The organism is Gordonia sp. SL306, assembly GCF_026625785.1.
Lineage (GTDB): Bacteria > Actinomycetota > Actinomycetes > Mycobacteriales > Mycobacteriaceae > Gordonia.
Window position 1 is genome coordinate 5,005,133 of sequence record NZ_CP113063.1, and the last position, 22,037, is coordinate 5,027,169.

Here is a 22,037-nt window from a genome sequence, read left to right on the forward strand (position 1 = left end):
TCAGTGGCCGGCGATCAAGGGGTGAATCCCGGTGGCGGCCCCGGGTAGGGCGGCACCTCGCCGCCGAACTCGGGACAACGCGCCTTGTGCTCACACATGTTGCACAGCCGCGAACGGCGCGGACGGAAATCGCCACTGGCGACCGCCGACCGGATCGCCGACCAGATCGCTTTCAGGGTGCGCGAGAATCGTTCGAGCTCGGCCCGGTCGGGCTCGTAGACGAGCTGCTGACCGTCGGACAGGTACATCAACTGGAGCCGCTTGGGCACCACGCCACGGGTGCGCAGGATCGCGAGCGCATAGAACTTCATCTGGAAGAGCGCTTTGGCCTCGTAGGCCTCGCTGGGTGATCTCCCCGTCTTGTAGTCGACGACCCGGATCTCTCCGGTCGGTGCGACGTCGATCCGATCGATGAATCCGCGCATCAACACGTCGTCGACGTCGATCTCGACGTGTTCTTCGCAGGATTCGGCCTCGAAAGCAGTCGGGTTCTCCATCGTGTAATACGTCGCGATGAGTTTCTGGGCCTCGGCCACGAACCGCCCACTCTGGCTCTCGTCGACCACATCGGACAGCTGCGGATCGGCCTCGCACATCGCCGCCCATGCGCCCTCGACGAGCAGGTCTGCGGACTCCTGGGTACGCAGCTCCGCCGGCATGTCGAAGAGATTTTCCAATGCGGAATGCACCACCGTCCCGCGCGTCTGTGCCTGCGTCGGGGTCTCCGGGAATCGGTCGATCGCCCGGTAGCGGTAGAGCAGCGGACACTGTTTGAAGTCGGCTGCGCGCGAGGGGGACAGGGCCAACGGGCGCCCGACCAGTCCTCTCGGCGACGGTCCGCTCTCGGTGGGGCCCGCGGTCTCCGCGGACCCGGGAACGGGCCCGGCTTCGGTTGTCGTACTCACAACTGGCAGGGTAGGTCGCGACAGTGACAGGTTCAGGGAACGACACCCTGACCAGCCGGAAGGACTTCAATCCGATGCCGACATCCGGCCCCTTCACCGTAGGTGACCGCGTACAGCTCACCGATGCCAAGGGACGCAAGTTCACCGTGAACCTCGAGGAGGGGAAGCTCTTCCACACCCACCGTGGCGCGATCGCCCACGACGATCTGATCGGCTCCCCGGAGGGGAGCATCGTGTCGGCGACCAGCGGGACACAGTATCTGGCGCTGCGACCGCTGCTGGTGGACTACGTCCTGTCGATGCCGCGGGGCGCGCAGGTCATCTATCCGAAGGACGCGGCGCAGATCGTCACCGAGGGCGACATCTTCCCCGGTGCGCGGGTCCTGGAGGCGGGGGCAGGCTCTGGCGCACTGACCTGTTCATTGCTCCGTGCCGTCGGACCCGAGGGCACGGTCACCTCCTACGAGGTCCGGGACGATCACGCCGAACATGCCGTCCGCAACGTCGACACGTTCTTCGGCGGCAGGCCTGCCAACTGGGATCTCGTGATCGACGATCTCGCACATCTGGACACGTCCGGACTGTCTGCCGACGGCCGTTTCGACCGCATCGTGCTCGACATGCTGGCCCCGTGGGAGCCCCTCGACGTGGTCCGGGACGCGATCACCCCTGGCGGCGTGCTGATCGTTTATGTGGCGACGGTCACGCAGTTGTCGCGCGTCATGGAGGCGATGCGTGAGCAGGAGTGCTGGACGGAGCCACGTGCCTGGGAGTCCCTGGTGAGGGACTGGAGTGCCGTCGGGCTCGCGGTGCGTCCGGAACACAAAATGCAAGGCCATACGGCCTTTCTCATCACGACGCGACGGCTCGCGGACGGGGTCACGACGCTTCGTCCGCAGCGTCGGCCGTCGAAAGGGTGAGCGTGTTGCGTTCGTCGCGCATCTAAGGGGTTTACCGCGCGAAACGTCGCGAATACGTTGCGAATACGTAGATTTAACAGACCGTCAACACCGTGAATCGCGCGGTGCACGGCGTTTTCCGGTCCACACCGGTAGCGTGGTGTTACGGCGCAAACACTCCATGAGAGAAGTGTTTGCCGGGGAGAGGAGTCAGCAATGACCGAATCTGACCGCCAGGGCGCCAGCGGCGCCGACCGCCTCGGGTCCTCGGGTGCGCACGACGACGGATCCGACCGCGACGAGTCCGCACAGATGCCCGAAGAGAGTTTCATCCCCGCGTATGCGTCGCCGGTCGCGCGTCCGGACTCGCAACGCTCGTCATTCGCACGACCGGCCGACTCCAAGGACCTGCAGGAACGGGTCGACAACCTGACTGCGCGCAATGCGAAGCTGCTCGACACCCTCAAGGAGGCCCGCCAGCAACTCGTGGCCCTCCGTGAGGAGGTCGACCGGCTCGGACAGCCGCCGAGTGGCTATGGCGTGCTCCTCGACATCCACCCCGACAGCACCGTGGACGTCTTCACCTCTGGTCGCAAGATGCGGCTCACGTGCTCGCCGAACATCGACGTCGAGTCGCTCAGCAAAGGGCAGACCCTGCGGCTGAACGAGGCACTGACAATCGTCGAGGCGTGTGAGTTCGACTCCGTCGGCGAGATCAGCACGCTGCGGGAGATCCTCGGCGACGGTAGCCGTGCGCTCGTCGTCGGCCATGCCGACGAGGAACGCGTCGTCTGGCTGGCCGAACCGCTGATGGGTGAGGTCGACGGCGAGGACGGCAAGCGCCGCAAACTGCGCCCCGGCGATTCGCTGCTCATCGACACCAAGGCCGGCTTCGCCTTCGAGCGTGTGCCCAAGGCCGAGGTGGAGGATCTGGTCCTCGAAGAGGTCCCCGACGTCGGCTACGAGGACATCGGCGGACTCGGTCGCCAGATCGAGCAGATCCGCGATGCCGTCGAGCTCCCGTTCCTGCACAAGGACCTGTTCCGCGACTACGCACTGCGCCCGCCCAAGGGTGTGCTGCTCTACGGCCCGCCCGGATGTGGCAAGACCCTCATCGCCAAGGCGGTCGCCAACTCGCTGGCCAAGAAGATCGCTCAGGTGCGTGGCGACGACGCGAAAGAGGCGAAGTCGTACTTCCTCAACATCAAGGGCCCCGAGCTGCTCAACAAGTTCGTGGGCGAGACAGAGCGTCACATCCGACTGATCTTCCAGCGCGCCCGTGAGAAGGCGTCCGAGGGCACCCCGGTGATCGTCTTCTTCGACGAGATGGATTCGATCTTCCGGACCCGTGGATCCGGCGTCTCGTCGGACGTGGAGACCACCGTCGTGCCGCAGCTGCTCAGTGAGATCGATGGCGTCGAGGGCCTCGAGAACGTCATCGTGATCGGCGCATCGAACCGTGAGGACATGATCGATCCGGCGATCCTGCGTCCCGGCCGGCTCGACGTGAAGATCAAGATCGAGCGCCCCGACGCCGAGTCTGCGATGGACATCTTCTCCAAGTACCTCACCGAGCAGCTGCCGGTGCACGCCGACGATCTCAACGAGTTCGGCGGCGACCGCACCGCGTGCGTCAACGCGATGATCGAGCGGGTCGTGGAGCGGATGTACGCCGAGAGCGACGACAACCGGTTCCTGGAGGTCACCTACGCCAACGGCGACAAGGAGATCATGTACTTCAAGGACTTCAACTCCGGCGCCATGATCCAGAACGTCGTCGACCGGTCCAAGAAGTACGCGATCAAGTCACAGCTCGACACCGGCCAGCCAGGTCTTCGGGTGCAGCACCTGTTCGACTCGATCCTCGACGAGTTCGCCGAGAACGAGGACCTGCCGAACACCACCAATCCGGACGACTGGGCCCGGATCTCGGGCAAGAAGGGCGAGCGGATCGTCTACATCCGCACGCTGGTCACCGGCAAGAGCGCAGGCGCGAGCCGTGCGATCGACACCGAGACCAACACGGGCCAGTACCTGTAGGGCCGGTTCCCGGCCGATCGATTCCGACGACGAGGGCCCCACGCATCCGATGCGTGGGGCCCTCAGTCGTCGTCAGGAGTGTGCGCCGGAGACCGGGCTGGTCCCGGCCCATGCCGGTCCCGCGTCGGCGGCCGTCCCGACGGGATAGCGCACCAGACCGAGTTCGGCGTCGTCGGAGAGTTGCGGATGCCGGGGCAGGACCCGCGCGGTGTATCCGTGGCGGCCGGATCGGGCGGGGGACACGGTCGACACGAACAGCGTGCGCCCGGAGGGGTCGGTACCGGCCGTCGGGGTCATCTCGGCGATCACGGGATCGATGATCTCGCCGTCGTCGGTCACCCGGCCCACCAGCGCCTGGACGCGTACCCGGTCGGCCGTCAGCTCGCCGAGCGCCACGTGGGCGGTGAGCGTCAGGCTCACCCGCTGCGGGCTGTCCTCGACGAGGGAGTCGCCGGACCCCGACTCGTCGATGCCGGCGATCTGCACCGCAGGCCAACTCCGATCGAGCAGGTGCCGGTAGTCGGCGAGATCGTGCGCCGGGGCGAACTCGTCCGCGCAGATGGAGGCGAACTGTGTGGCCGCCGGGCCATAGAGGGCGGTCGTGTAGTCCCGCACCATCCGCGACGCCTGGACCTTCGGCCCGAGGCGGTTCAGCGTATGCCGGACCATCTCCACCCAGCGGTCGGGCACACCCGCGCCCGACCGGTTGTAGAACATCGGGATCACGGTCTCCTCGAGCAGCGAATAGAGCGCCTCCGCCTCGAGATCGTCGCGTCGGTGCTCGTCGGCGACCCCCTCCGCGGACGGGATCGCCCAGCCGTTCTCGCCATCGGCCATCTCGTCCCACCAGCCGTCGAGGATGGACAGGTTGAGTCCGCCGTTCATGGCGGACTTCATCCCGGATGTCCCGCACGCCTCCATCGGACGAACCGGGTTGTTGAGCCAGACGTCACAGCCGGCGTAGATCTCGCGCGCCATCGAGATGTCGTAGTCGGGCAGGAAGACGATCCGGTCCCGGAGGTCGGGGTCGTCGGTGAATCGGACCACCTGCTGGATGAGTGCCTTGCCGCCGTCGTCGGCTGGGTGGGCCTTACCCGCGATGACCAGCTGTACCGGGCGATCCGGATCGGTGAGGATGCGTCGCATCCGCTCGGGGTCGCGCAGCATCAGGGTGAGTCGTTTGTAGGTCGCCGCGCGGCGGGCGAAGCCGATGGTCAGGGCGGTCGGATCGAAGATGTCGCCCGTCCACCCCAGTTCGGCGTCGGTGAACCCCCGGTCCCGGCCGCTGGCGTGCGCCCGTCGACGCACCTCGTCGACCAGCCGGGCCCGCAGAGTCGAACGGATCTCCCAGATCTCGTCGGCGGGCAGCTCCGCGACGACCCCGGCGGCGCCGTCTCCGTCGTCCACAGCCAGTTCCTGCCAGCGCCGGGCCGTCCAGGTGGGTCCGTGCACCCCGTTGGTGACGGCTCCGATCGGCACCTCGCCTGCGTCGAAACCCGGCCAGAGGTCGGCGAACATCTCACGACTGACCGCACCGTGCAACTGTGAGACCCCGTTGCTCCGCTGGCCGAGCCGAAAGCCCATGTGGGCCATGTTGAACACGCCGGGATCCGCCTCGTCGCCCAGGTCGAGAACGGTGGCCACCGACAGCCCCGGCACCAACCGCGAGTTCCCTGCGTCGTCGGCGTCGAGGTAGTAGCGCACCATGTCGAGCGGGAATCTGTCGATGCCGGCAGGCACCGGGGTGTGGGTGGTGAAGATGTTGGACGCCCGCACGACGGCCTCCGCAGTGTCGAAGTCGAGGGGGCCTGTCGCTCCCGGCGCCGGATCGCTGCAGAGTTCCCGGATCCGCTCGACGCCGAGGAACCCCGCGTGTCCCTCGTTCATGTGGAACACCGTCGGGACGGCGTGCCCGCTGATCCGGACGTACTCCCGTACTGCGCGTACGCCCCCGATGCCGAGCAGGATCTCCTGCTTGATGCGGTGGTCCTGATCGCCGCCGTAGAGCCGGTCGGTGACGTTGCGGAGTTCCTCGTCGTTGGTGGGCAGATCGGAGTCGAGCAGCAGGAGCGGGATCCGGCCGACCGTCGCCACCCATACCTGGGCGTCGAGGGTCCGGCCGCCCGGCATGGAGATCGTCACGACGACCGGACCGTCGTCGTCGGCGAGGATGCTCAGCGGCAGTGACGTCGGGTCGTTGACCGGATAACGCTCGACCTGCCAGCCGTCGTGGGACAGACTCTGGTGGAAGTAGCCCGACCGGTAGAAGAGGCCGACGCCGACCAGGGGCAGACCGAGGTCGGAGGCGGCCTTCAGATGGTCGCCTGCGAGGATGCCGAGTCCGCCGGAGTAGATGGGTAGCACCTCGGAGATGCCGAACTCCATCGAGAAGTAGGCGATGGCTTGCGGTGCAACGGCTTCCGGCGCCAGGTCGGCGGCATAGTCGCCGAACCACCGGGGTCGGCTCGTATAGCGTTCGAGGTCCTCACGCACGATCGCGAGCCGGTCGAGGAAGGCATGATCCCGGGCCAGCTCCGCGATGCGGTCCGGATCCACCTCCGCGAGCAGTCGCAGCGGATCGGCCGTGTCGTGCCAGAGCGCCGGATCGATCGCGGCGAACAGCTCCTGGGTCGGGGCGTGCCATGCCCAGCGCAGGTTGTGGGCGAGGTCGGCGAGGTCGGTGAGCTCGGCTGGTAACGGCACCCGAACGGTGAACCGGCGGAAGGCTTTCACCGCGTTGACGCTACCGAGACGGGGGCGAGGGTGCGACCGCAGCACGATGAACATCTACGCTCGTACCATGCAGCGAATCATCGGCACCGAGGTCGAGTACGGGATCTCAGCTCCCGGCGACCCGACCGCGAACCCGATCATGACCTCCACCCAGGCCGTGCTGGCGTATGCCGCGGCCGCGGGTGTGCCCCGCGCGAAGCGCACACGCTGGGACTATGAGGTGGAATCCCCCCTGCGCGATGCCCGCGGATTCGACCTCGGGCGGGGGTCGGGTCCAGCTCCCATCATCGACGCCGACGAGATCGGCGCGGCGAACATGATCCTGACCAACGGCGCCCGCCTCTACGTCGACCACGCGCACCCCGAGTACTCGGCTCCCGAGGTCACCGACCCGATGGACGCGGTCATCTGGGACAAGGCGGGGGAGCGGGTCATGGAGGCGGCCGCCCGGCATGTGGCCAGTGTTCCGGGCGCACCTCGCCTGCAGCTCTACAAGAACAACATCGACGGCAAGGGTGCGTCCTACGGCACCCATGAGAACTATCTGATGAACCGCGAGACCCCGTTCACCGCGGTCATCGCCGGTCTCACCACGTTCTTCGCGTCGCGGCAGGTGATCACCGGGTCGGGTCGGGTCGGCATCGGCCAGTCCGGCGACGAGGCGGGTTACCAGCTGTCGCAGCGCGCGGATTACATCGAGGTCGAGGTCGGCCTCGAGACCACCCTCAAGCGGGGCATCATCAACACCCGCGACGAGCCCCATGCCGATCCGGAACGCTACCGCCGACTGCACGTCATCATCGGCGACGCGAACCTGGCCGAGACCGCGACCTACCTCAAGGTCGGCACCACGGCCCTGGTCCTGGATCTCATCGAGGCGGGCGTCGACTTCTCCGACATCGAGCTGGCGCGACCGGTGCAGGCTGTACACACCATCAGCCACGACCCCGGCCTGACCACCACCGTCGCGCTGACCGACGGCCGGGAACTGACCGCGCTCGCGTTGCAGCGGGAGTATCTCGAGCGGTGTATGAAGTTCCACGAGACCGAACGCAGCGACGACACCCGCGCCGCGCACGTCCTGGAGACCTGGGCCGACGTCCTCGACCGGCTCGAGCGGGACCCGATGGAGTGCGCCGACATCCTCGACTGGCCCGCCAAGCTGCGCATCCTCGAGGGATTCCGCCAGCGCGAGGGTCTGGGATGGTCGGCGCCGCGACTGCAGCTGATCGATCTGCAGTACTCCGACGTCCGGCTGGACAAGGGTCTCTACAACCGGCTCGTGGCGCGTGGATCGATGAAGCGCCTCGTCGACGAGAACGACGTGATGCGGGCGATCAATCAGCCCCCGGAGAACACCCGCGCGTACTTCCGGGGCGAGTGCTTGCGGCGCTTCGGTGCGGAGATCGCGGCCGCCAGCTGGGATTCGGTGATCTTCGACCTCGGCGGCGATTCGCTGGTCCGGATACCAACACTCGAGCCGCTGCGGGGGAGTCGTGCCCACGTCGGGGAGCTCCTGGATTCGGTGAATTCCGCCGCCGAGCTCGTCGACCAGCTGACGACGACCACCTGACGCGGCCGCGCGGCGGGCGTGTTCGCTTCCGCCCCTGCGGGCGTGCGCACCGGTAGTGTGTGGAGTTACACGATGTGGAGTCCGGCAACGATCTGCCGGATCTCGGCCCCAGCGGGCCGAATCGGTTGAAGGAGGCAGCAGATGGCGCAGGAACAGACCAAGCGCGGTGGCGGCGACGACGATGACGACATCGGTTCGGACGGCGGTGCCGGCCAGGAACGCCGCGAGAAGCTTGCCGAGGACACCGACGACCTGCTCGACGAGATCGACGACGTGCTCGAGGAGAACGCCGAAGACTTCGTGCGTGCCTACGTGCAGAAGGGCGGCCAGTGAGCGATCGGTTCGGATCACTGCACCCCTACCAATCCGCGCGGCCCACATCTCCCTCCTCGTCATTGATGGGGGCGGACATCTCGTCGTTCACCGAGTACGTCCGGGCGCACGCGCCCGAGCAGCTTCCGCAGCACCGGGCTGAACGCATGAGCATCAGTGGCGCGGGCACCGCCGACGAGATCCCGCACGGCACCACGATCGTCGCGGTGTCGTATCCGGGTGGCGTCGTGCTCGCCGGCGATCGACGTTCCACCGCGGGGAATCTCATCGCCAATCGCGACGTGCAGAAGGTCTACATCACCGACGAGTACTCGGCCGCCGGCATCGCCGGTACCGCCGGGATCGCGATCGAGATGGTCCGGCTGTTCGCGGTGGAGCTCGAACACTACGAGAAGATCGAGGGCGTCTCGCTCACTCTCGACGGCAAGGTGAGTCGTCTCGCCTCCATGGTGCGCGGCAACCTCGGCGCCGCCATGCAGGGGCTGGCGGCCATCCCGCTGCTCGTCGGTTACGACATCGATCACGACGATCCGTCCGAACGCGGCCGGATCTTCTCCTTCGACGTCGCAGGCGATCGGCACGAGGAGCTCGGCGGCTACCAGGCGATCGGATCGGGATCGGTGTTCGCCAAGTCGTCGCTCAAGAAGCTCTACCGCAACGACCTCGATGGCGTATCGGCATTGTCGATAGCGATCGAATCGCTCTACGACGCCGCCGACGACGACTCGGCCACCGGCGGCCCCGATCTCATCCGCAAGATCTTCCCGACCGCGGTGATCGTGGCGGCCGACGGGGCGCGCGAGGTCGCACCCTCGGAGATCGAGGAGGCGGCACGGGCCATCCTGGACCGGCGGGCCGCCGAGCACGAGGGGGATCCGCGATGACGTTCCCGTATTACGCCAGTGCCGAGCAGATCATGCGCGACCGCTCGGACCTGGCGCGCAAGGGTATTGCGCGTGGCCGCAGTGTGGTGGCCCTGACATACGCCGACGGGGTGCTCTTCGTCGCGGAGAACCCGTCGAACACCTTGCGCAAGGTCAGCGAGATCTACGACCGCATCGGCTTCGCCGCAGTCGGCAAGTACAACGAGTTCGAGAGCCTCCGCAAGGCAGGCATCCAGCTCGCGGACATGCGCGGTTACAGCTACGACCGTGCCGACGTCGCGGGCCTCTCGCTGGCCAACGCCTACGCCAACACCCTGGGCGCCGTGTTCACCGAACAGGCCAAGCCCTACGAGGTGGAGTTGTGCGTGGCCGAGGTGGCCAAGCCGGGAAAGCCGGGCCAGTCGCAGCTCTATCGCATCAGCTACGACGGTTCCATCTCGGACGAGACCCGGTTCCTGGTGATGGGTGGCGCCAACGAGGCGATCACCACGGCGTTGCGCAGCAGCTACGAGCCTGATCTCGAGCTCTCGGCGGCCCTCGCGGTCGCCGTGGGGGCCTTGGCGACACCACCCGAGGCGAGCGGCAACGGATCCGGACCGTCGTCGACGGCCACCGCGACGTCGGCGCCGCCACGGGAGCTGACCGCCAACGATCTCGAGGTGGCGATCCTCGATCGGAATCGTCCCCGCAGGGCGTTCAAGCGACTGAGCAACACCGCGTTGACGGACCTGCTGCCCAGTGTCGCCCCCGCGGCCGACTCACCGGCCGGCGACGGCGACGGGAACGACGCGGCGTCCTCCCCAGGGGACACGGAATCCTGACTGCGCCCGGGCGGTGACCGGACCGGACCATCCGGTCGGGTCACCGCCCGTCGCGTCGCCGGGTCCACGGGGTGTTCCGCGAGTAGGGTTGACGATGTGCAGCGTCGAATCATGGGTATCGAGACCGAATTCGGTGTCACATGTACCTTTCACGGTCATCGTCGATTGAGTCCGGACGAGGTGGCCCGCTACCTCTTCCGGCGGGTTGTCTCCTGGGGACGTTCGTCCAACGTCTTCCTGCAGAACGGGGCGCGCCTCTATCTCGACGTAGGATCACACCCCGAATACGCGACCGCCGAGTGCGACAGCCTGATCCAGTTGATCAACCATGACCGGGCCGGTGAGCTCGTCCTGGAGGATCTCCTGATCGACGCCGAGCAGCGGTTGGCCGACGAGGGGATCGGCGGCGACATCTACCTGTTCAAGAACAACACCGACTCGGCGGGCAACTCCTACGGGTGCCACGAGAACTACCTGGTGGTGCGGGCCGGCGAGTTCTCCCGTATCTCCGACGTCCTGCTGCCCTTCCTGGTCACCCGGCAGCTGATCTGCGGTGCGGGCAAGGTCCTGCAGACCCCGAAGGCCGCCACCTTCTGCCTCTCGCAGCGAGCCGAGCACATCTGGGAGGGCGTTTCGTCGGCGACCACCCGGTCACGACCGATCATCAACACCCGCGACGAACCGCATGCGGACGCAGAGAAGTACCGACGGCTGCACGTCATCGTCGGGGACTCGAACATGTCCGAGATGACCACGATGCTCAAGGTGGGCTCGGCTGCGCTCGTGCTGGAGATGATCGAGGCCGGTGTCGCGTTCCGCGATTTCGCCCTCGACAACCCGATCCGCGCCATCCGCGAGGTCAGCCATGACCCGTCCGGTCGACGACCGGTGCGCCTGGCAGGCGGCCGACAGGCCAGCGCGCTGGACATCCAGCGCGAGTACCACGCGCGGGCCGTCGAGCACATGGCCAACCGTCGCCCGGATCCGGAGATGGAACAGGTGGTCGACCTGTGGGGCCGGATGCTCGACGCCGTCGAGGCCGACGACTTCTCCAAGGTCGACACCGAGGTCGACTGGGTGATCAAGCGCAAGCTGTTCGACCGGTACCAGGACCGGTACTCGATGGATCTCTCAGACCCGAAGATCGCGCAGCTCGACCTCGCATTCCACGACATCAAGCGGGGTCGCGGGGTGTTCGACGTGCTGACGCGCAAGGGGTTGGTCACGCGGGCCACCACCGACGAGGCGATCGCGAACGCGGTGAACGAACCGCCGCAGACCACCCGTGCGAAACTCCGCGGCGACTTCATCTCCGCCGCGCAGAAGGCGGGTCGGGATTTCACCGTCGACTGGGTGCATCTGAAGCTCAACGACCAGGCGCAGCGGACGGTGTTGTGCAAGGACCCGTTCCGCAGTGTCGACGAGCGCGTCGATCGACTCATCGCGTCGATGTGATGCGTAAGCTGTTCCGGTGTCAACCCCGAAAGTCGAACGCCTGCTGAACCTCGTGATCTGCCTGCTGTCGACCAGTCAGTTCGTGACCGCGGAGTACATCCGTCGCAACGTCAAGGGCTACAACGACGACGGGCAGTCTGTCGAGGCCTTCAACCGGATGTTCGAGCGCGACAAGACGGAGCTGCGCGACCTCGGCATCCCGCTGGTGACCGGTCGCGAGCGCCTGTCGGGCGGTGCCGACGGGTACCGGATCAACCGCGACAGCTACGAACTGCCCGACATCGAGCTCGACCGTTCGGAGGCCGCTGTGGTCGCGATGGCAGCGGCTCTGTGGGATGCCCCGGAGATCGCCGCGATCTCACAGACGGCCGTACTCAAACTCCAGGCCGCCGGGATCGACGTCCGCACCGACGACGAGATCGGCTTCTCCGCCGCCCTGTCCGCTCGGTCGGTCGGCTCGGAATCGGCTCTGGCGACACTGTTGTCGGCGATCGGGGCGTCGCAGGCGGTGACGTTCACCTACCGGTCGGGCGCGGCCTCGACAGCGGCGACCCGAACCCTGGAGCCCTGGGGTGTGGTGACCCATCGAGGGCGCTGGTACGTCGTCGGGCACGACCGCGATCGCGCGGCCACCCGCACCTTCCGACTCTCGCGGATCTCGGATGTCACCGCGGTCGGCGCCGCGGGGACCGTGACCGTCCCGGACGACACCGACCTCCAGAGCATCGTCTCGACCGCCGTCGAGTCCGCGGCCGGATCCGACGGCCGGACCGCCCGGATCTGGGTGGCGGCCGACCGTGCCGCCGGACTACGACGTCTCGCCACCCAGGCGGCCGCCCACGACCACGACGGCGAGGCCGGCGATGTCCTGGAGATCGAGATCCGGTCGATGTCCACCCTGGCCCGCATGGCGCTGGGCGCCGGCGCCGACGCCGTGGTGTTGTCGCCTCCCGAACTGCGGGACATGGTGATCGCATCGCTGGACCGACTCACCGGGGTGAGTGCCTGATGGCCCCGCGTCCCGATCGGTTCAGCCGCCTGCTCGCCCTGGTCCCGTACTTCGCCGCCCGACGCGGTATCGCTCTGGAGCAGGCCGCCCGCGACCTCGGCATCACCCCGAGGCAACTGACCAAGGATCTCGAACTCCTCTTTGTCTGTGGCCTGCCCGGGCACTTTCCCGACGACCTCATCGATCTGCAGTTCGAACAGGGCTATGTGGAGGTCGGGTTCACCGCCGGGATGAATCGTCCGCTGAGTCTGACCAGCACCGAGGCGAGCACCATGCTCGTCGCCCTACGTGCCCTGCTCGACATGCCCGGCGCGGTCGACCGCGCGGCCGCGCGGCGCGCCATCGCCAAGATCGAGCAGGCCGTCGGGGCTTCGGAGAAGCGCCTGCCGGTACCCACCGGCGGCGGTGACGAGGGCGGCGACACCGACAACCCCACCTACGCGACCATCCGCGACGCGGTCCGAGCCGCACGGGCCCTCGAGATCCGCTATTACTCCGCCACCCGCGACAGCGTGACCGAACGCGTCGTCGATCCGATTCGGCTCCAGACCATGGACGGCAACACCTACCTCGAGGCCTGGTGCCGGAGCAGCGACGGCGTCCGGTTGTTCCGGTTCGATCGGGTCGAGACCGCGACCATCCTGGACGAACCGGCCGCTCCGCCCGCCGAGGCTGTCGCACATCCGCAGTCGGCGATCCTCTCCGACAATCCGGACCTGCCGTCGGCCGAGATCGAGATCGACCCGGACGAGCTCTGGATCCTCGATTACTACCTCGTCGAGCCGCTCGAGCCGGTCGAGAACCGCACCGACCCGGACGCGCCGCTGCGCGCACGCCTCGTCTACGGTTCGGCCGACTGGCTGTCGCGGTTCCTGCTGGGTTTCGGGGGTCGCGTCAGACCTGTCTCGGACCCCGGCATCGCTGATATGGTCGCCTCGACGGCCGCGGCAGCTCGAGGACGCTATCAGTGAGGTCGCGGCGACCGGCCGTGCACTCGGCTACCCGCCTTCGCTCGGGTAGCATTGGCAATGTCGCGATTCGGAGGTAGAAACATGGGCGCTTTGTCCTGGTGGCACTGGGTGATCGTCTTGCTCGTGGTGGTGATCCTGTTCGGCTCCAAGAAGCTGCCCGACGCCGCCCGCGGACTGGGCCAGTCGTTGCGGATCTTCAAGAGCGAGGTCAAGGAGATGCAGAACGACGGCAAGGACGCCGACGAGCCTGCCGCGCCGACCACACGCGAGCTTCCCCCGGGCGAAGCTCCCACGAACTCCGCGCCGACCAACTCCGCGCCGAAATCGCCCGATGACGTGAAGAAGTCCGCGTAGGCGCTCGGCGGAACCGAGGCCAGGGCACCCGCGTGCGAATTTCTCTCGACCCGAGACGCCGTAAACGCAAGCTCAACCCCGATGGCACCATGCCGTTGGTCGAGCATCTCTACGAACTCCGGACCAGAGTCGTCATCTCCATGCTCGCTATCGTCGTGACGACGATCATCGGCTTCATCTGGTACACGCACGGCTTGTTCGGCACCCCGTCATTGGGCGAGTTGCTGCGCGGGCCGTACTGCGATCTGCCCGCGTCCTCACGAGCGACGCTCACCGACGACGGTTCGTGCCGTCTCCTGGCAACAGGTCCATTCGATCAGTTCATGCTGCGGCTCAAGGTCGCGTTGACCGCAGGCGTGGTGCTCGCCTGCCCGATCTGGCTCTATCAGATCTGGGAGTTCATCACCCCTGGTCTGCACTCGAACGAACGCCGCTACGCGGTCGGTTTCGTGTCTGCCGCCGCGACTCTCTTCGTGGCCGGTGCGGTCCTTGCGTACCTCGTCGTCTCGAAGGCCTTCCACTTCCTGCTGACGGTCGGCAACGACGTGCAGGTGACCGCGTTGGCGGGCGATCAGTACTTCGGGTTCATGCTCCACCTGCTGATCATCTTCGGCGTCAGCTTCGAGTTGCCGCTCCTGATCGTCGCGCTGAACGTCATCGGCGTCCTGACCTATGAGCGTCTCAAGTCGTGGCGTCGTGGGCTGGTCTTCGCGTTGTTCGTCTTCGCGGCGATCGCGACCCCCGGGCAGGATCCCTTCAGCATGCTCGCGCTGTCGGTCGCCCTGACGGTGCTCCTGGAGTTCGCGATCCAGTTCGCGCGGATCAACGACAAGCGGCGCAAGCGGCAGGCGGCAGCGGACTGGTCCTCGATACCCGACGACCAGGCGAGCCCGCTCCCGGCGACAGGGCCAGCACCCACGGCGTCACGGATCGCATCGTCGCAGTCGGCTCCCGACCGCCAAGGCGCTTCCGCAGCCCGTACCTCGGTACGCGACCGCGACACCTTCGACGACATCCTGTGACCCGGCTCGACGACTTCACCGACCGGCTCGCCTTCCGGCTCGACGACTTCCAGCGCCGGGCCTGCGTCGCACTGGAGGCGGGGCACGGCGTCCTCGTCTGCGCGCCGACCGGCGCGGGGAAGACGATCGTCGGTGAGTTCGCCGTCCACCTCGCGCTCGCGGGCGGGACGAAATGTTTCTACACGACGCCGATCAAGGCACTGAGCAACCAGAAGTACGCCGACCTGGTCGCGATCCACGGTGCGGACTCGGTCGGTTTGCTGACGGGGGATCAGTCGATCAACTCCGACGCGCCGGTGGTGGTGATGACCACCGAGGTCGTGCGGAACATGATCTACGCGAATTCACGTGCGCTGCAAGGACTTTCCCATGTGGTGATGGACGAGGTGCATTTCCTCGCGGACCGGTTCCGCGGTGCGGTGTGGGAAGAGGTGATCCTGCACCTCGAACCGGCGGTGAGGGTCGTGAGTCTGTCCGCGACAGTCAGCAATGCCGAGGAGTTCGGCGACTGGATCCAGACGGTCCGCGGCGACACCACCGTCGTCGTCGACGAACACCGCCCGGTACCGCTGAGTCAGCACATGCTGGTGGGTACCCGGATGTTCGACCTCTTCGACCCGGCGGCCGACGCCCCGAGCCCGTCGAAAACGGTGCGTCCGCAGGTGAACCCGGAACTCAAGCGCTACATCCGACACCGGGTCCTGATGGCCGACGACCGGGACGACCGCGGTCGGGGCCGAGGTCGTCGCGGGCCACCGCCACGGGGCGGACGACGAGGCGGAGGTGCCCGGCCGCCGTCCCGGCCCGATCTGGTCGCGCGTCTCGATCGAGAAGGTCTGCTGCCTGCGATCGGCTTCATCTTCTCCCGCGCAGGCTGCGATGGCGCCCTCGCACAGTGCCTGCGGTCGGGGCTGCATCTGCTGACCCCGCAGGAGTCCCAGGCGGTCGACGAGGTGGTGGACCGGCACCTGACCGAACTGTCACCCGCGGACGAAGAAATCCTCGGGGTCGCCGAGTGGCGGGCGGGTCTGCGTCGGGGCTTCGCCGCCCACCACGCTGGACTGCTGCCGACCTTCCGGCACACCGTGGAGGAACTCTTCACGCTCGGTCTGGTCAGAATGGTCTTCGCCACGGAGACCCTCGCGCTCGGTATCAACATGCCGGCCCGCACCGTCGCCCTCGAGCGGCTGATCAAGTTCAACGGTGAAGCCCACGTCGACCTGACGCCCGGTGAGTTCACCCAGTTGACCGGTCGGGCCGGTCGGCGCGGGATCGACGTCGAAGGGCACGCAGTGGTCGTGTGGACGCCCGACCTCGTGCCCGAAGAGGTCGCGGGTCTGGCCGGCGCCCGGACCTTTCCGCTGCGTAGCTCGTTCCAGCCCGAATACAACATGGCGGTCAACCTGATCGGCCGCCTCGGCCTCGCCGGCTCGCGTGAACTCCTGAACCGGTCCTTTGCCCAGTTCCAGGCAGACCGATCGGTGGTCGGTCAGGCGCACAAGGCCGACGAGGCCCGTCGGCGGTTGCGCAAGCTCGACATCGAACTGACCGGGGCGGCCGAGAACCGTGGGATCGAGCCGGGCGTCCTCGACGCCGACGACAATCCCGACAGCCAGGAGATCTATGCGGGGTTCCTCGGCTATGTGCAACTGCGCGAGGACATCCGGCGCCGTGAACGAGAACTCAAGTTCGAGCGCCGCACGGCCAACACGCAGTCGACGGTTGCCGATCTGGCCGCCTTGAAGCGAGGGCACGTGATCGGCCTCCACGGTGGTCGCCACCGAGGTCTCGCGGTGGTCCTCGAACCCGCGGCGCAAGCGGTGGACCCCAAGCCGTTGGTGTTGAGCGAGGATGCCTGGTGCGGCCGGGTCGGCACCCGCGACTTCGTGAATCCGCCACAGGTTCTCGGCAACATGCGGTTGCCCAAACACGTCGACCGACGGACCGGGAAAGGGCGTCGCGACCTCGCGTCCGCACTGCGATCGACCGGTATCGAGATGCCGCGTGGTCGGTCGAAGAAGCAGCGTGCGGTCGCCGCCGACGATCGTGAACTCGGCCGTCTGCGTTCGACGTTGCGCAATCACCCCGCACATCGTCTCGACGGAAACGACGAACTGTTCCGTCTCGCGGAGCGACGCAATCGGGTGGTCCGCGAGATCGCGTCCGCCGACCGCGCGATCGGGGAACGCACCTCGACGCTCGGGGTGCAGTTCGGCCGGATCGTCGGCGTCCTCGCCGAACTGGGGTATCTCGATGCCTCCGATGGACCCGGCGGCCGGGAGACATCGGTGACCGCGGCGGGTCATCTACTCAGCCGAATCTACAGCGAGAGCGACCTGCTGGTGACCGAGTGCATCAGGGCCGGGATCTGGGACGCGTTGGCTCCGCATGAACTGGCCGCAGTGGTCGCCGCGATGGTCTTCGAGGCCCGCCGGGAGAGCTACTCGGGCATCGACGCGATGCCCGGCAACGCCGCGCAACGCGATGCTCTCGCCCGCACTGTCGAGATCTGGCGGGAGGTGACCGCCGTCGAGTCCAGGCATCGCGTCGACCCCACGCGGGAACCGGACACCGGATTCTCGGTTGCGGTGTCGCTGTGGGCATCTGGGCGTTCGCTCACCGAATCCCTCGCCGCTGCGGGCGAGCGCGGTCAGTTGCTGTCGCCGGGTGATTTCGTCCGGTGGAATCGTCAGGTCATCGACCTCCTGGAACAGATCCGGCTCGGAGTGGGGGCCGATACACGGCTCGCCGGTTCGGCACGCGCCGCCGTCGGCGCGATCCGGCGTGGCGTGGTGGCTGCGGAGCTGCGCTGAGGGCGACCTCGACGGCCTTACCACACACGCGTCAGGAGCACACTGGGCTCCCGACGTGTGAGGTAACGTTCTCCACGCGGTCGGGAGTACGGGGTGGGCCGGTTCGACCACCCGCCGTGGGACCCGCGGCGGGGCACGTTCCTCCCTCGACGACCACCATATCCAGGCGTAACGGTGCCCAGACACCGGGCAGAGCGGGAGAGACGCATGAGCGAGCCGAACGATCCGAGCCGTCCGAGCGGACAGCAGCCGGAGTCGGATGGATCGGACCCGGCGACGGCAAAGGATGCCTCGACGCCCGACGCGGCACCCGCGCCGCACACACAGCAACCCGAGTACCCGCAACCGGGTTTCTCCCAGACCGGCCATCCGGATCAAGCCCCCGGACCGGCCGGCCCTCCACAGCCGCATGGCCAACCAACCTACGGTCAACCCGCCTACGGGCAACCCACCTACGGGCAGCCGGCCTACGGGCAGCCGGTGTATGGCCAGCCGGTGTATGGCCAACCCGGCCAGGGGGAGCAAGTCCCGGGTCCGCAGGGCTACGGCCAGCAGAGCTACGGCCAGCAGAGCTACGGTCGGCCGCCCGTCTACGGCGCGCAACAGCCGGCCGCGGGCGACTTTCCGCCTGCCCAGGGGTTCGCGCCCGGGCAGCCCGGCCAATACGGTGCACCGGGTCAGTACGCGGGTCCCGGGCAGTACGCGGGCTCGGGTCAGTACGGTGATCCATCCCAACAGAGTGGAGGGTACGGTCCGCCGCCCGGCGATCAAACCCAACAGCAGTACCCGGGTCCGCCGCAGTACGGCCAGTTCGGGGGCGACCAGTTCTCGTCGATGGCCACCCCTCAAGGCAAGTCGGGGCGCCGCCGACTGCTGCTGTTCGGCGGCGGGGCTGCGATCCTGATCGCGGCGATCGTTCTGATCACCGCATTCGTCGTGCCGGGCTGGGCGCCGAAGACGATCTCACAGGACGCCGTGCAAGAGGGCGTCAAGAAGGTCCTCACCGAGGACTATCAGGCCAGCGAGGTCTCCGACGTCGCGTGCCCGTCCGGCGAACGCGTCGAACAAGGGGCGTCCTTCACCTGCAAGGCCACCGTCGGCGGCCAGCAGCAGACCGTCACGGTGACCTTCCTCGACGATGACGGCAAGTACGAGGTGTCTCGCCCGACCAGCTGAATGAAGCGCGTTCTCGAACGTGCGCGAATTCAGGCCGGGTCGGTGGTGATCGTGTACTCGCGGTGGAGGTGACGAGTGGCGACGCCCCATTCCGACGTCGCGATCCGACGTTGGTGGGCGTCGAACGCCGCCTGATCCGTGAAGCATTCGTCGACCGTCATCCGGTCCGGGGGATCGGGACTCGGAGTGACCGAGAAGGCGACACACCCGGGCTCGGCCAGCGTCAGCCGGCAGTGCCGCTCGAGCAGTGCGTGCACGCGTTCGCGTTCTTCGGCAGGGACGAGAATCCAGCCGGTGAGGCGGATCTCGCCACCTCGTCGTGGGGTCATCGCTCTGATCGGGCAGGCCAATCGAGGGCTTTGGCCAAGCGAGCAACCGACGCCCCGATACCGAGTTCGTCGATCAGATCGGCCAGTCCGCCGGGGTCTGCGGGGGCGTCCGGCAGCCGATCGTCGTCGGTGCTGTCGATGGTTTCGGCATCGGTGCGAACCAGCACCACCGTGCGAGCGGCCGTCAGATACTCCGCGGACGCCAGCAACGACTTCCGTGCTCGGGTGGCGAGCGACGATGCGCCGGCCGCCGCGGCGGCCTCCAGTGCATCGAGACTCCCGAACTCGCGGATCAGTTTCGCCGCGGTCTTCTCGCCGATGCCGGGGACGCCCGGCAGCCCGTCGGACGGATCGCCGCGCAGCATCGCCATCTCGGCGTAGGCGACACCGGCCCGGTCCTCGGGAACCGAGTATTTCTCGGCGAGTTCGACCGGACCCATCATCTCCGCCTTCGACAGGCCCCGGCCCACGTAGAGCACCCGGACCTCGACCGGATCGTCGGAGACGACCTGCAGGAGGTCTCGATCACCGCTGACCACGATGACCGGGTCCGTCGACTCGTCGTAGGCCAGGGTGCCGATCACGTCGTCGGCCTCACAGCCGACCGCGCCCGACGTAGCGATCCCGGCGCAGCGCAGCACGTCGAGGATCATGTCGACCTGCGGGGTCAACGTGTCCGGGACCTCCTCGACGTCGGTGAGGGGTCCGCCGTCGGAGTCCGCGCCGCCGCCCGGGGTGTGTGGAACCTCTTCGGCCACCCGGTGCGCCTTGTACGAGGGGATGAGGTCGGTGCGGAACGCCGGCCGCCAGTCGAGGTCCAGGCAGACGACGAGCCGGGTCGGCCGTTCCCTGGTGACCAGGGCCGCGATGGTGTCGACGAAACCCCGGACCGCGTTGACCGGGCGGCCATCTGGCGAGGTCATCTTCTCCGGCAGGGCATAGAAAGAGCGGAACCACAGACTCGCCCCGTCGAGGAGCATCAGCGAACCAGCCATGCCCCAACTCTGTCATTGTCCGGCGTAGGCTGCGCTCATGGCCTACCGGTTCTCCTCCGACGTTTACCGCAATCGCCTCGAGAAGGCCCGACAACTCACCGCCGATGCGGGCCTCGACGCGCTCCTGGTGTCCACCGGCCCGGACCTGCGATACCTCACCGGCTCACGCGCCGACACCTTTGAACGCCTGACCGCACTGGTCGTCCCGGCCGACGCCGATCCACGACTTGTCGTCGCCCGCCTGGAACTGGCGTCGGTCCGCGACTCGGCCATCGCCGACCTCGGGATCGAGGTCGCGGACTGGGTGGACGGACAGGATCCCTACGGGCTCGCCCTCGCCGGATTGCGGCCGTCGTCCAAGCTCGCCGTGTGCGACACGATGCCCGCACTGCATGTGGTCCCGATCGCCTCGCACATCGGCTCCACCCCCGCGCTGGCCACCGACGTCCTGCGTGAACTCCGGATGATCAAGGACAACAGCGAGATCGACTCGCTGCGGGAGGCCGGAGCGGCGATCGACAGGGTGCACGCGAAGATGGGGGAATGGCTGCGGCCCGGCCGTACCGAGCGCGACGTCGCCGACGACATCCGCGCCGCGATCCTCGCCGAGGGCCACACCGAGGCCGCCTTCATCATCGTCGGGTCCGGCCCGCACGGCGCGGACCCGCATCATGAGTATTCCGACCGCGTCATCGAGGCCGACGACATCGTCGTCATCGATATCGGCGGTCCCGTCGATCCGGGATACAACTCGGACTCCACCCGCACCTACTGCTTCGCCGAACCGGCTTCGGACGTCGCCGAGGCCTATGCCGCGCTGCACGATGCACAGCGAGCAGCTGTCGAGGTGATCCGTCCCGGGATCACCGCCGAGCAGGTCGACGCGACCGCGCGAGATCACCTGCGCGAGTTCGGTCTCGCCGACAACTTCATCCATCGGACCGGGCACGGCATCGGGTTGTCGGTGCACGAGGAGCCCTACATCGTCGGCGGCAACAGCATCACGTTGCGGCCCGGGATGGCGTTCAGCGTCGAACCTGGTGTCTACTTCGACGGTCGGTGGGGGGCACGCATCGAGGACATCGTGGTGGTCACCGACGACGGCTGCGAGGCGATGAACACCCGTCCGCACGAGCTCGCGATCCTCTGATCCGCCGATCGGGCACAGATCTTCAGCGATCGGGCACACATCCGCGCCGATCGGGCGCGAACTCGACCCACGGTGCCCGATCGACGCGAATCTGTGCCCGATCGACGGGAAGGCGGGCCCGGTCGATGACGATGTGCGCCCGAGGGGAGGCGGCGGAGATCAGCCCAGGAGTGTCTTCGAACCCATGACGCGCCGGACCGCGATCTCGATGACCACGCGTCGCGGATTGGGTTTCGGCTCGCGGTAGCGCAGGCCGTAGCGCTCCTCCGCATCCCGGACGTCGTCCGGTTCCCGGCGAATGGTGGCCGGTCCCTCGAGAGTCAGCCACCGCGGGCCGTCGACATTGGTCACCGATGCGTACCCACCGCGCTCGACGTTGCGGACCTTCTGCTTCCCGTCTGTGGTGATCACCCGGGCGAGCCCGTGCTCGCCATCCCACGTGAAGCCGACGGCGACGACGTGCGGTGTGCCGTCGGCGCGCGCAGTGGCCAGCGTGGCGAGATGGCGTTCGCGGAGGAATTCGGCCGCGGCCGGGCCCAGATCGGCGGGGGTACGGGTCATGGCGGTCACGTTAG

The 22,037-nt window shown here is 67.6% G+C and carries 19 protein-coding genes; 14 read left to right on the top strand and 5 right to left on the bottom strand.

The features are described from left to right. Positions 1 to 14: 14 nt before the first annotated feature. A complete protein-coding gene (locus OVA31_RS22945; protein ID WP_420714105.1) occupies positions 15 to 905 on the bottom strand; it encodes a RecB family exonuclease in 891 nt (296 codons plus the stop codon). 74 nt (positions 906 to 979) lie between these two features. Here OVA31_RS22945 and OVA31_RS22950 point away from each other — a divergent pair, with 74 nt between their 5' ends. Both OVA31_RS22950 and arc read left to right on the top strand, forming a co-directional pair. Next, a complete protein-coding gene (locus tag OVA31_RS22950; protein WP_164309912.1) occupies positions 980 to 1,825 on the top strand; it encodes a tRNA (adenine-N1)-methyltransferase in 846 nt (281 codons plus the stop codon). A gap of 291 nt (positions 1,826 to 2,116) precedes the next feature. Further along, positions 2,117 to 3,844, top strand: a complete 1,728-nt coding sequence (arc, locus tag OVA31_RS22955; protein WP_420714230.1) for a proteasome ATPase — start codon at positions 2,117 to 2,119, stop codon at positions 3,842 to 3,844. Between the two features lie 72 nt (positions 3,845 to 3,916). On the opposite strand, the gene glgP is transcribed toward arc, so the two are convergent. Continuing rightward, on the bottom strand, positions 3,917 to 6,577 hold the full coding sequence (gene glgP, locus OVA31_RS22960; protein ID WP_267628830.1) for an alpha-glucan family phosphorylase: 2,661 nt from the start codon (positions 6,575 to 6,577) through the stop codon (positions 3,917 to 3,919). Positions 6,578 to 6,644: 67 nt separating this feature from the next. On the opposite strand from glgP, the gene dop reads away from it, so the two are divergent. The 11 genes from dop to OVA31_RS23015 all read left to right on the top strand — a co-directional run bounded on the left by dop (position 6,645) and on the right by OVA31_RS23015 (position 18,988). Continuing rightward, positions 6,645 to 8,150 (top strand): depupylase/deamidase Dop, encoded by a 1,506-nt coding sequence (gene dop, locus OVA31_RS22965; protein ID WP_267628831.1) that lies wholly within the window; start codon positions 6,645 to 6,647, stop codon positions 8,148 to 8,150. A 141-nt stretch (positions 8,151 to 8,291) separates the two neighbouring features. Next, complete coding sequence (locus OVA31_RS22970; RefSeq protein ID WP_161059114.1) at positions 8,292 to 8,483, top strand: ubiquitin-like protein Pup; 192 nt, start codon at positions 8,292 to 8,294, stop codon at positions 8,481 to 8,483. After that, positions 8,480 to 9,367, top strand: coding sequence for a proteasome subunit beta (gene prcB / locus OVA31_RS22975; protein ID WP_267628832.1), 888 nt, complete (start codon positions 8,480 to 8,482; stop codon positions 9,365 to 9,367). The genes OVA31_RS22970 and prcB overlap by 4 nt, the downstream gene beginning before the upstream one ends. Further along, positions 9,364 to 10,188: a proteasome subunit alpha gene (gene prcA, locus OVA31_RS22980; protein WP_267628833.1), complete on the top strand. Its 825-nt coding sequence runs from the start codon at positions 9,364 to 9,366 to the stop codon at positions 10,186 to 10,188. Before prcB ends, prcA begins: the two co-directional genes overlap by 4 nt. A 96-nt stretch (positions 10,189 to 10,284) precedes the next feature. Then, a complete protein-coding gene (gene pafA, locus OVA31_RS22985; protein WP_267628834.1) occupies positions 10,285 to 11,643 on the top strand; it encodes a Pup--protein ligase in 1,359 nt (452 codons plus the stop codon). Positions 11,644 to 11,659: 16 nt separating this feature from the next. Further along, the gene (locus tag OVA31_RS22990) at positions 11,660 to 12,652 is read left to right on the top strand and encodes a helix-turn-helix transcriptional regulator (protein ID WP_267628835.1); all 993 of its coding nucleotides are present in this window, start codon (positions 11,660 to 11,662) and stop codon (positions 12,650 to 12,652) included. Next, on the top strand, positions 12,649 to 13,623 hold the full coding sequence (locus OVA31_RS22995) for a helix-turn-helix transcriptional regulator (RefSeq protein WP_420714231.1): 975 nt from the start codon (positions 12,649 to 12,651) through the stop codon (positions 13,621 to 13,623). The genes OVA31_RS22990 and OVA31_RS22995 overlap by 4 nt, the downstream gene beginning before the upstream one ends. Positions 13,624 to 13,704: 81 nt before the next feature. Further along, the gene (tatA, locus tag OVA31_RS23000) at positions 13,705 to 13,977 is read left to right on the top strand and encodes a Sec-independent protein translocase subunit TatA (protein WP_267628838.1); all 273 of its coding nucleotides are present in this window, start codon (positions 13,705 to 13,707) and stop codon (positions 13,975 to 13,977) included. 32 nt (positions 13,978 to 14,009) lie between these two features. Next, positions 14,010 to 14,999, top strand: a complete 990-nt coding sequence (tatC, locus tag OVA31_RS23005) for a twin-arginine translocase subunit TatC (RefSeq protein ID WP_267628839.1) — start codon at positions 14,010 to 14,012, stop codon at positions 14,997 to 14,999. Beyond that, the gene (locus OVA31_RS23010) at positions 14,996 to 17,812 is read left to right on the top strand and encodes a DEAD/DEAH box helicase (RefSeq protein ID WP_267628840.1); all 2,817 of its coding nucleotides are present in this window, start codon (positions 14,996 to 14,998) and stop codon (positions 17,810 to 17,812) included. The genes tatC and OVA31_RS23010 overlap by 4 nt, the downstream gene beginning before the upstream one ends. Positions 17,813 to 18,019: 207 nt before the next feature. Beyond that, a complete protein-coding gene (locus OVA31_RS23015; protein ID WP_267628841.1) occupies positions 18,020 to 18,988 on the top strand; it encodes a DUF4333 domain-containing protein in 969 nt (322 codons plus the stop codon). A 29-nt stretch (positions 18,989 to 19,017) separates the two neighbouring features. On the opposite strand, the gene OVA31_RS23020 is transcribed toward OVA31_RS23015, so the two are convergent. Together OVA31_RS23020 and OVA31_RS23025 are read right to left on the bottom strand one after the other, a co-directional pair. Then, the gene (locus OVA31_RS23020) at positions 19,018 to 19,317 is read right to left on the bottom strand and encodes a putative quinol monooxygenase (protein ID WP_267628842.1); all 300 of its coding nucleotides are present in this window, start codon (positions 19,315 to 19,317) and stop codon (positions 19,018 to 19,020) included. Beyond that, positions 19,314 to 20,297, bottom strand: a complete 984-nt coding sequence (locus OVA31_RS23025; protein WP_267631669.1) for a 5'-3' exonuclease — start codon at positions 20,295 to 20,297, stop codon at positions 19,314 to 19,316. The genes OVA31_RS23020 and OVA31_RS23025 overlap by 4 nt, the downstream gene beginning before the upstream one ends. Before the next feature lie 52 nt (positions 20,298 to 20,349). Here OVA31_RS23025 and OVA31_RS23030 point away from each other — a divergent pair, with 52 nt between their 5' ends. Beyond that, complete coding sequence (locus OVA31_RS23030) at positions 20,350 to 21,462, top strand: M24 family metallopeptidase (protein ID WP_267628843.1); 1,113 nt, start codon at positions 20,350 to 20,352, stop codon at positions 21,460 to 21,462. A gap of 159 nt (positions 21,463 to 21,621) precedes the next feature. Here OVA31_RS23030 and OVA31_RS23035 read toward each other — a convergent pair whose 3' ends face one another. Then, a complete protein-coding gene (locus OVA31_RS23035; protein ID WP_267628844.1) occupies positions 21,622 to 22,023 on the bottom strand; it encodes a PPOX class F420-dependent oxidoreductase in 402 nt (133 codons plus the stop codon). Positions 22,024 to 22,037: the final 14 nt, after the last annotated feature.

Bases quoted from the DNA above. Each gene is read 5' to 3' on its own strand.
- OVA31_RS23030 (WP_267628843.1), top strand. From the start codon at position 20,350: ATGGCCTACCGGTTCTCCTCCGACGTTTACCGCAATCGCCTCGAGAAG.
- OVA31_RS23025 (WP_267631669.1), bottom strand. From the start codon at position 20,297: ATGCTCCTCGACGGGGCGAGTCTGTGGTTCCGCTCTTTCTATGCCCTG.
- OVA31_RS22970 (WP_161059114.1), top strand. From the start codon at position 8,292: ATGGCGCAGGAACAGACCAAGCGCGGTGGCGGCGACGACGATGACGAC.
- OVA31_RS23015 (WP_267628841.1), top strand. From the start codon at position 18,020: ATGAGCGAGCCGAACGATCCGAGCCGTCCGAGCGGACAGCAGCCGGAG.
- OVA31_RS22950 (WP_164309912.1), top strand. From the start codon at position 980: ATGCCGACATCCGGCCCCTTCACCGTAGGTGACCGCGTACAGCTCACC.
- OVA31_RS23020 (WP_267628842.1), bottom strand. From the start codon at position 19,317: ATGACCCCACGACGAGGTGGCGAGATCCGCCTCACCGGCTGGATTCTC.
- OVA31_RS23035 (WP_267628844.1), bottom strand. From the start codon at position 22,023: ATGACCCGTACCCCCGCCGATCTGGGCCCGGCCGCGGCCGAATTCCTC.
- tatA (WP_267628838.1), top strand. From the start codon at position 13,705: ATGGGCGCTTTGTCCTGGTGGCACTGGGTGATCGTCTTGCTCGTGGTG.
- arc (WP_420714230.1), top strand. From the start codon at position 2,117: ATGCCCGAAGAGAGTTTCATCCCCGCGTATGCGTCGCCGGTCGCGCGT.
- dop (WP_267628831.1), top strand. From the start codon at position 6,645: ATGCAGCGAATCATCGGCACCGAGGTCGAGTACGGGATCTCAGCTCCC.
- prcA (WP_267628833.1), top strand. From the start codon at position 9,364: ATGACGTTCCCGTATTACGCCAGTGCCGAGCAGATCATGCGCGACCGC.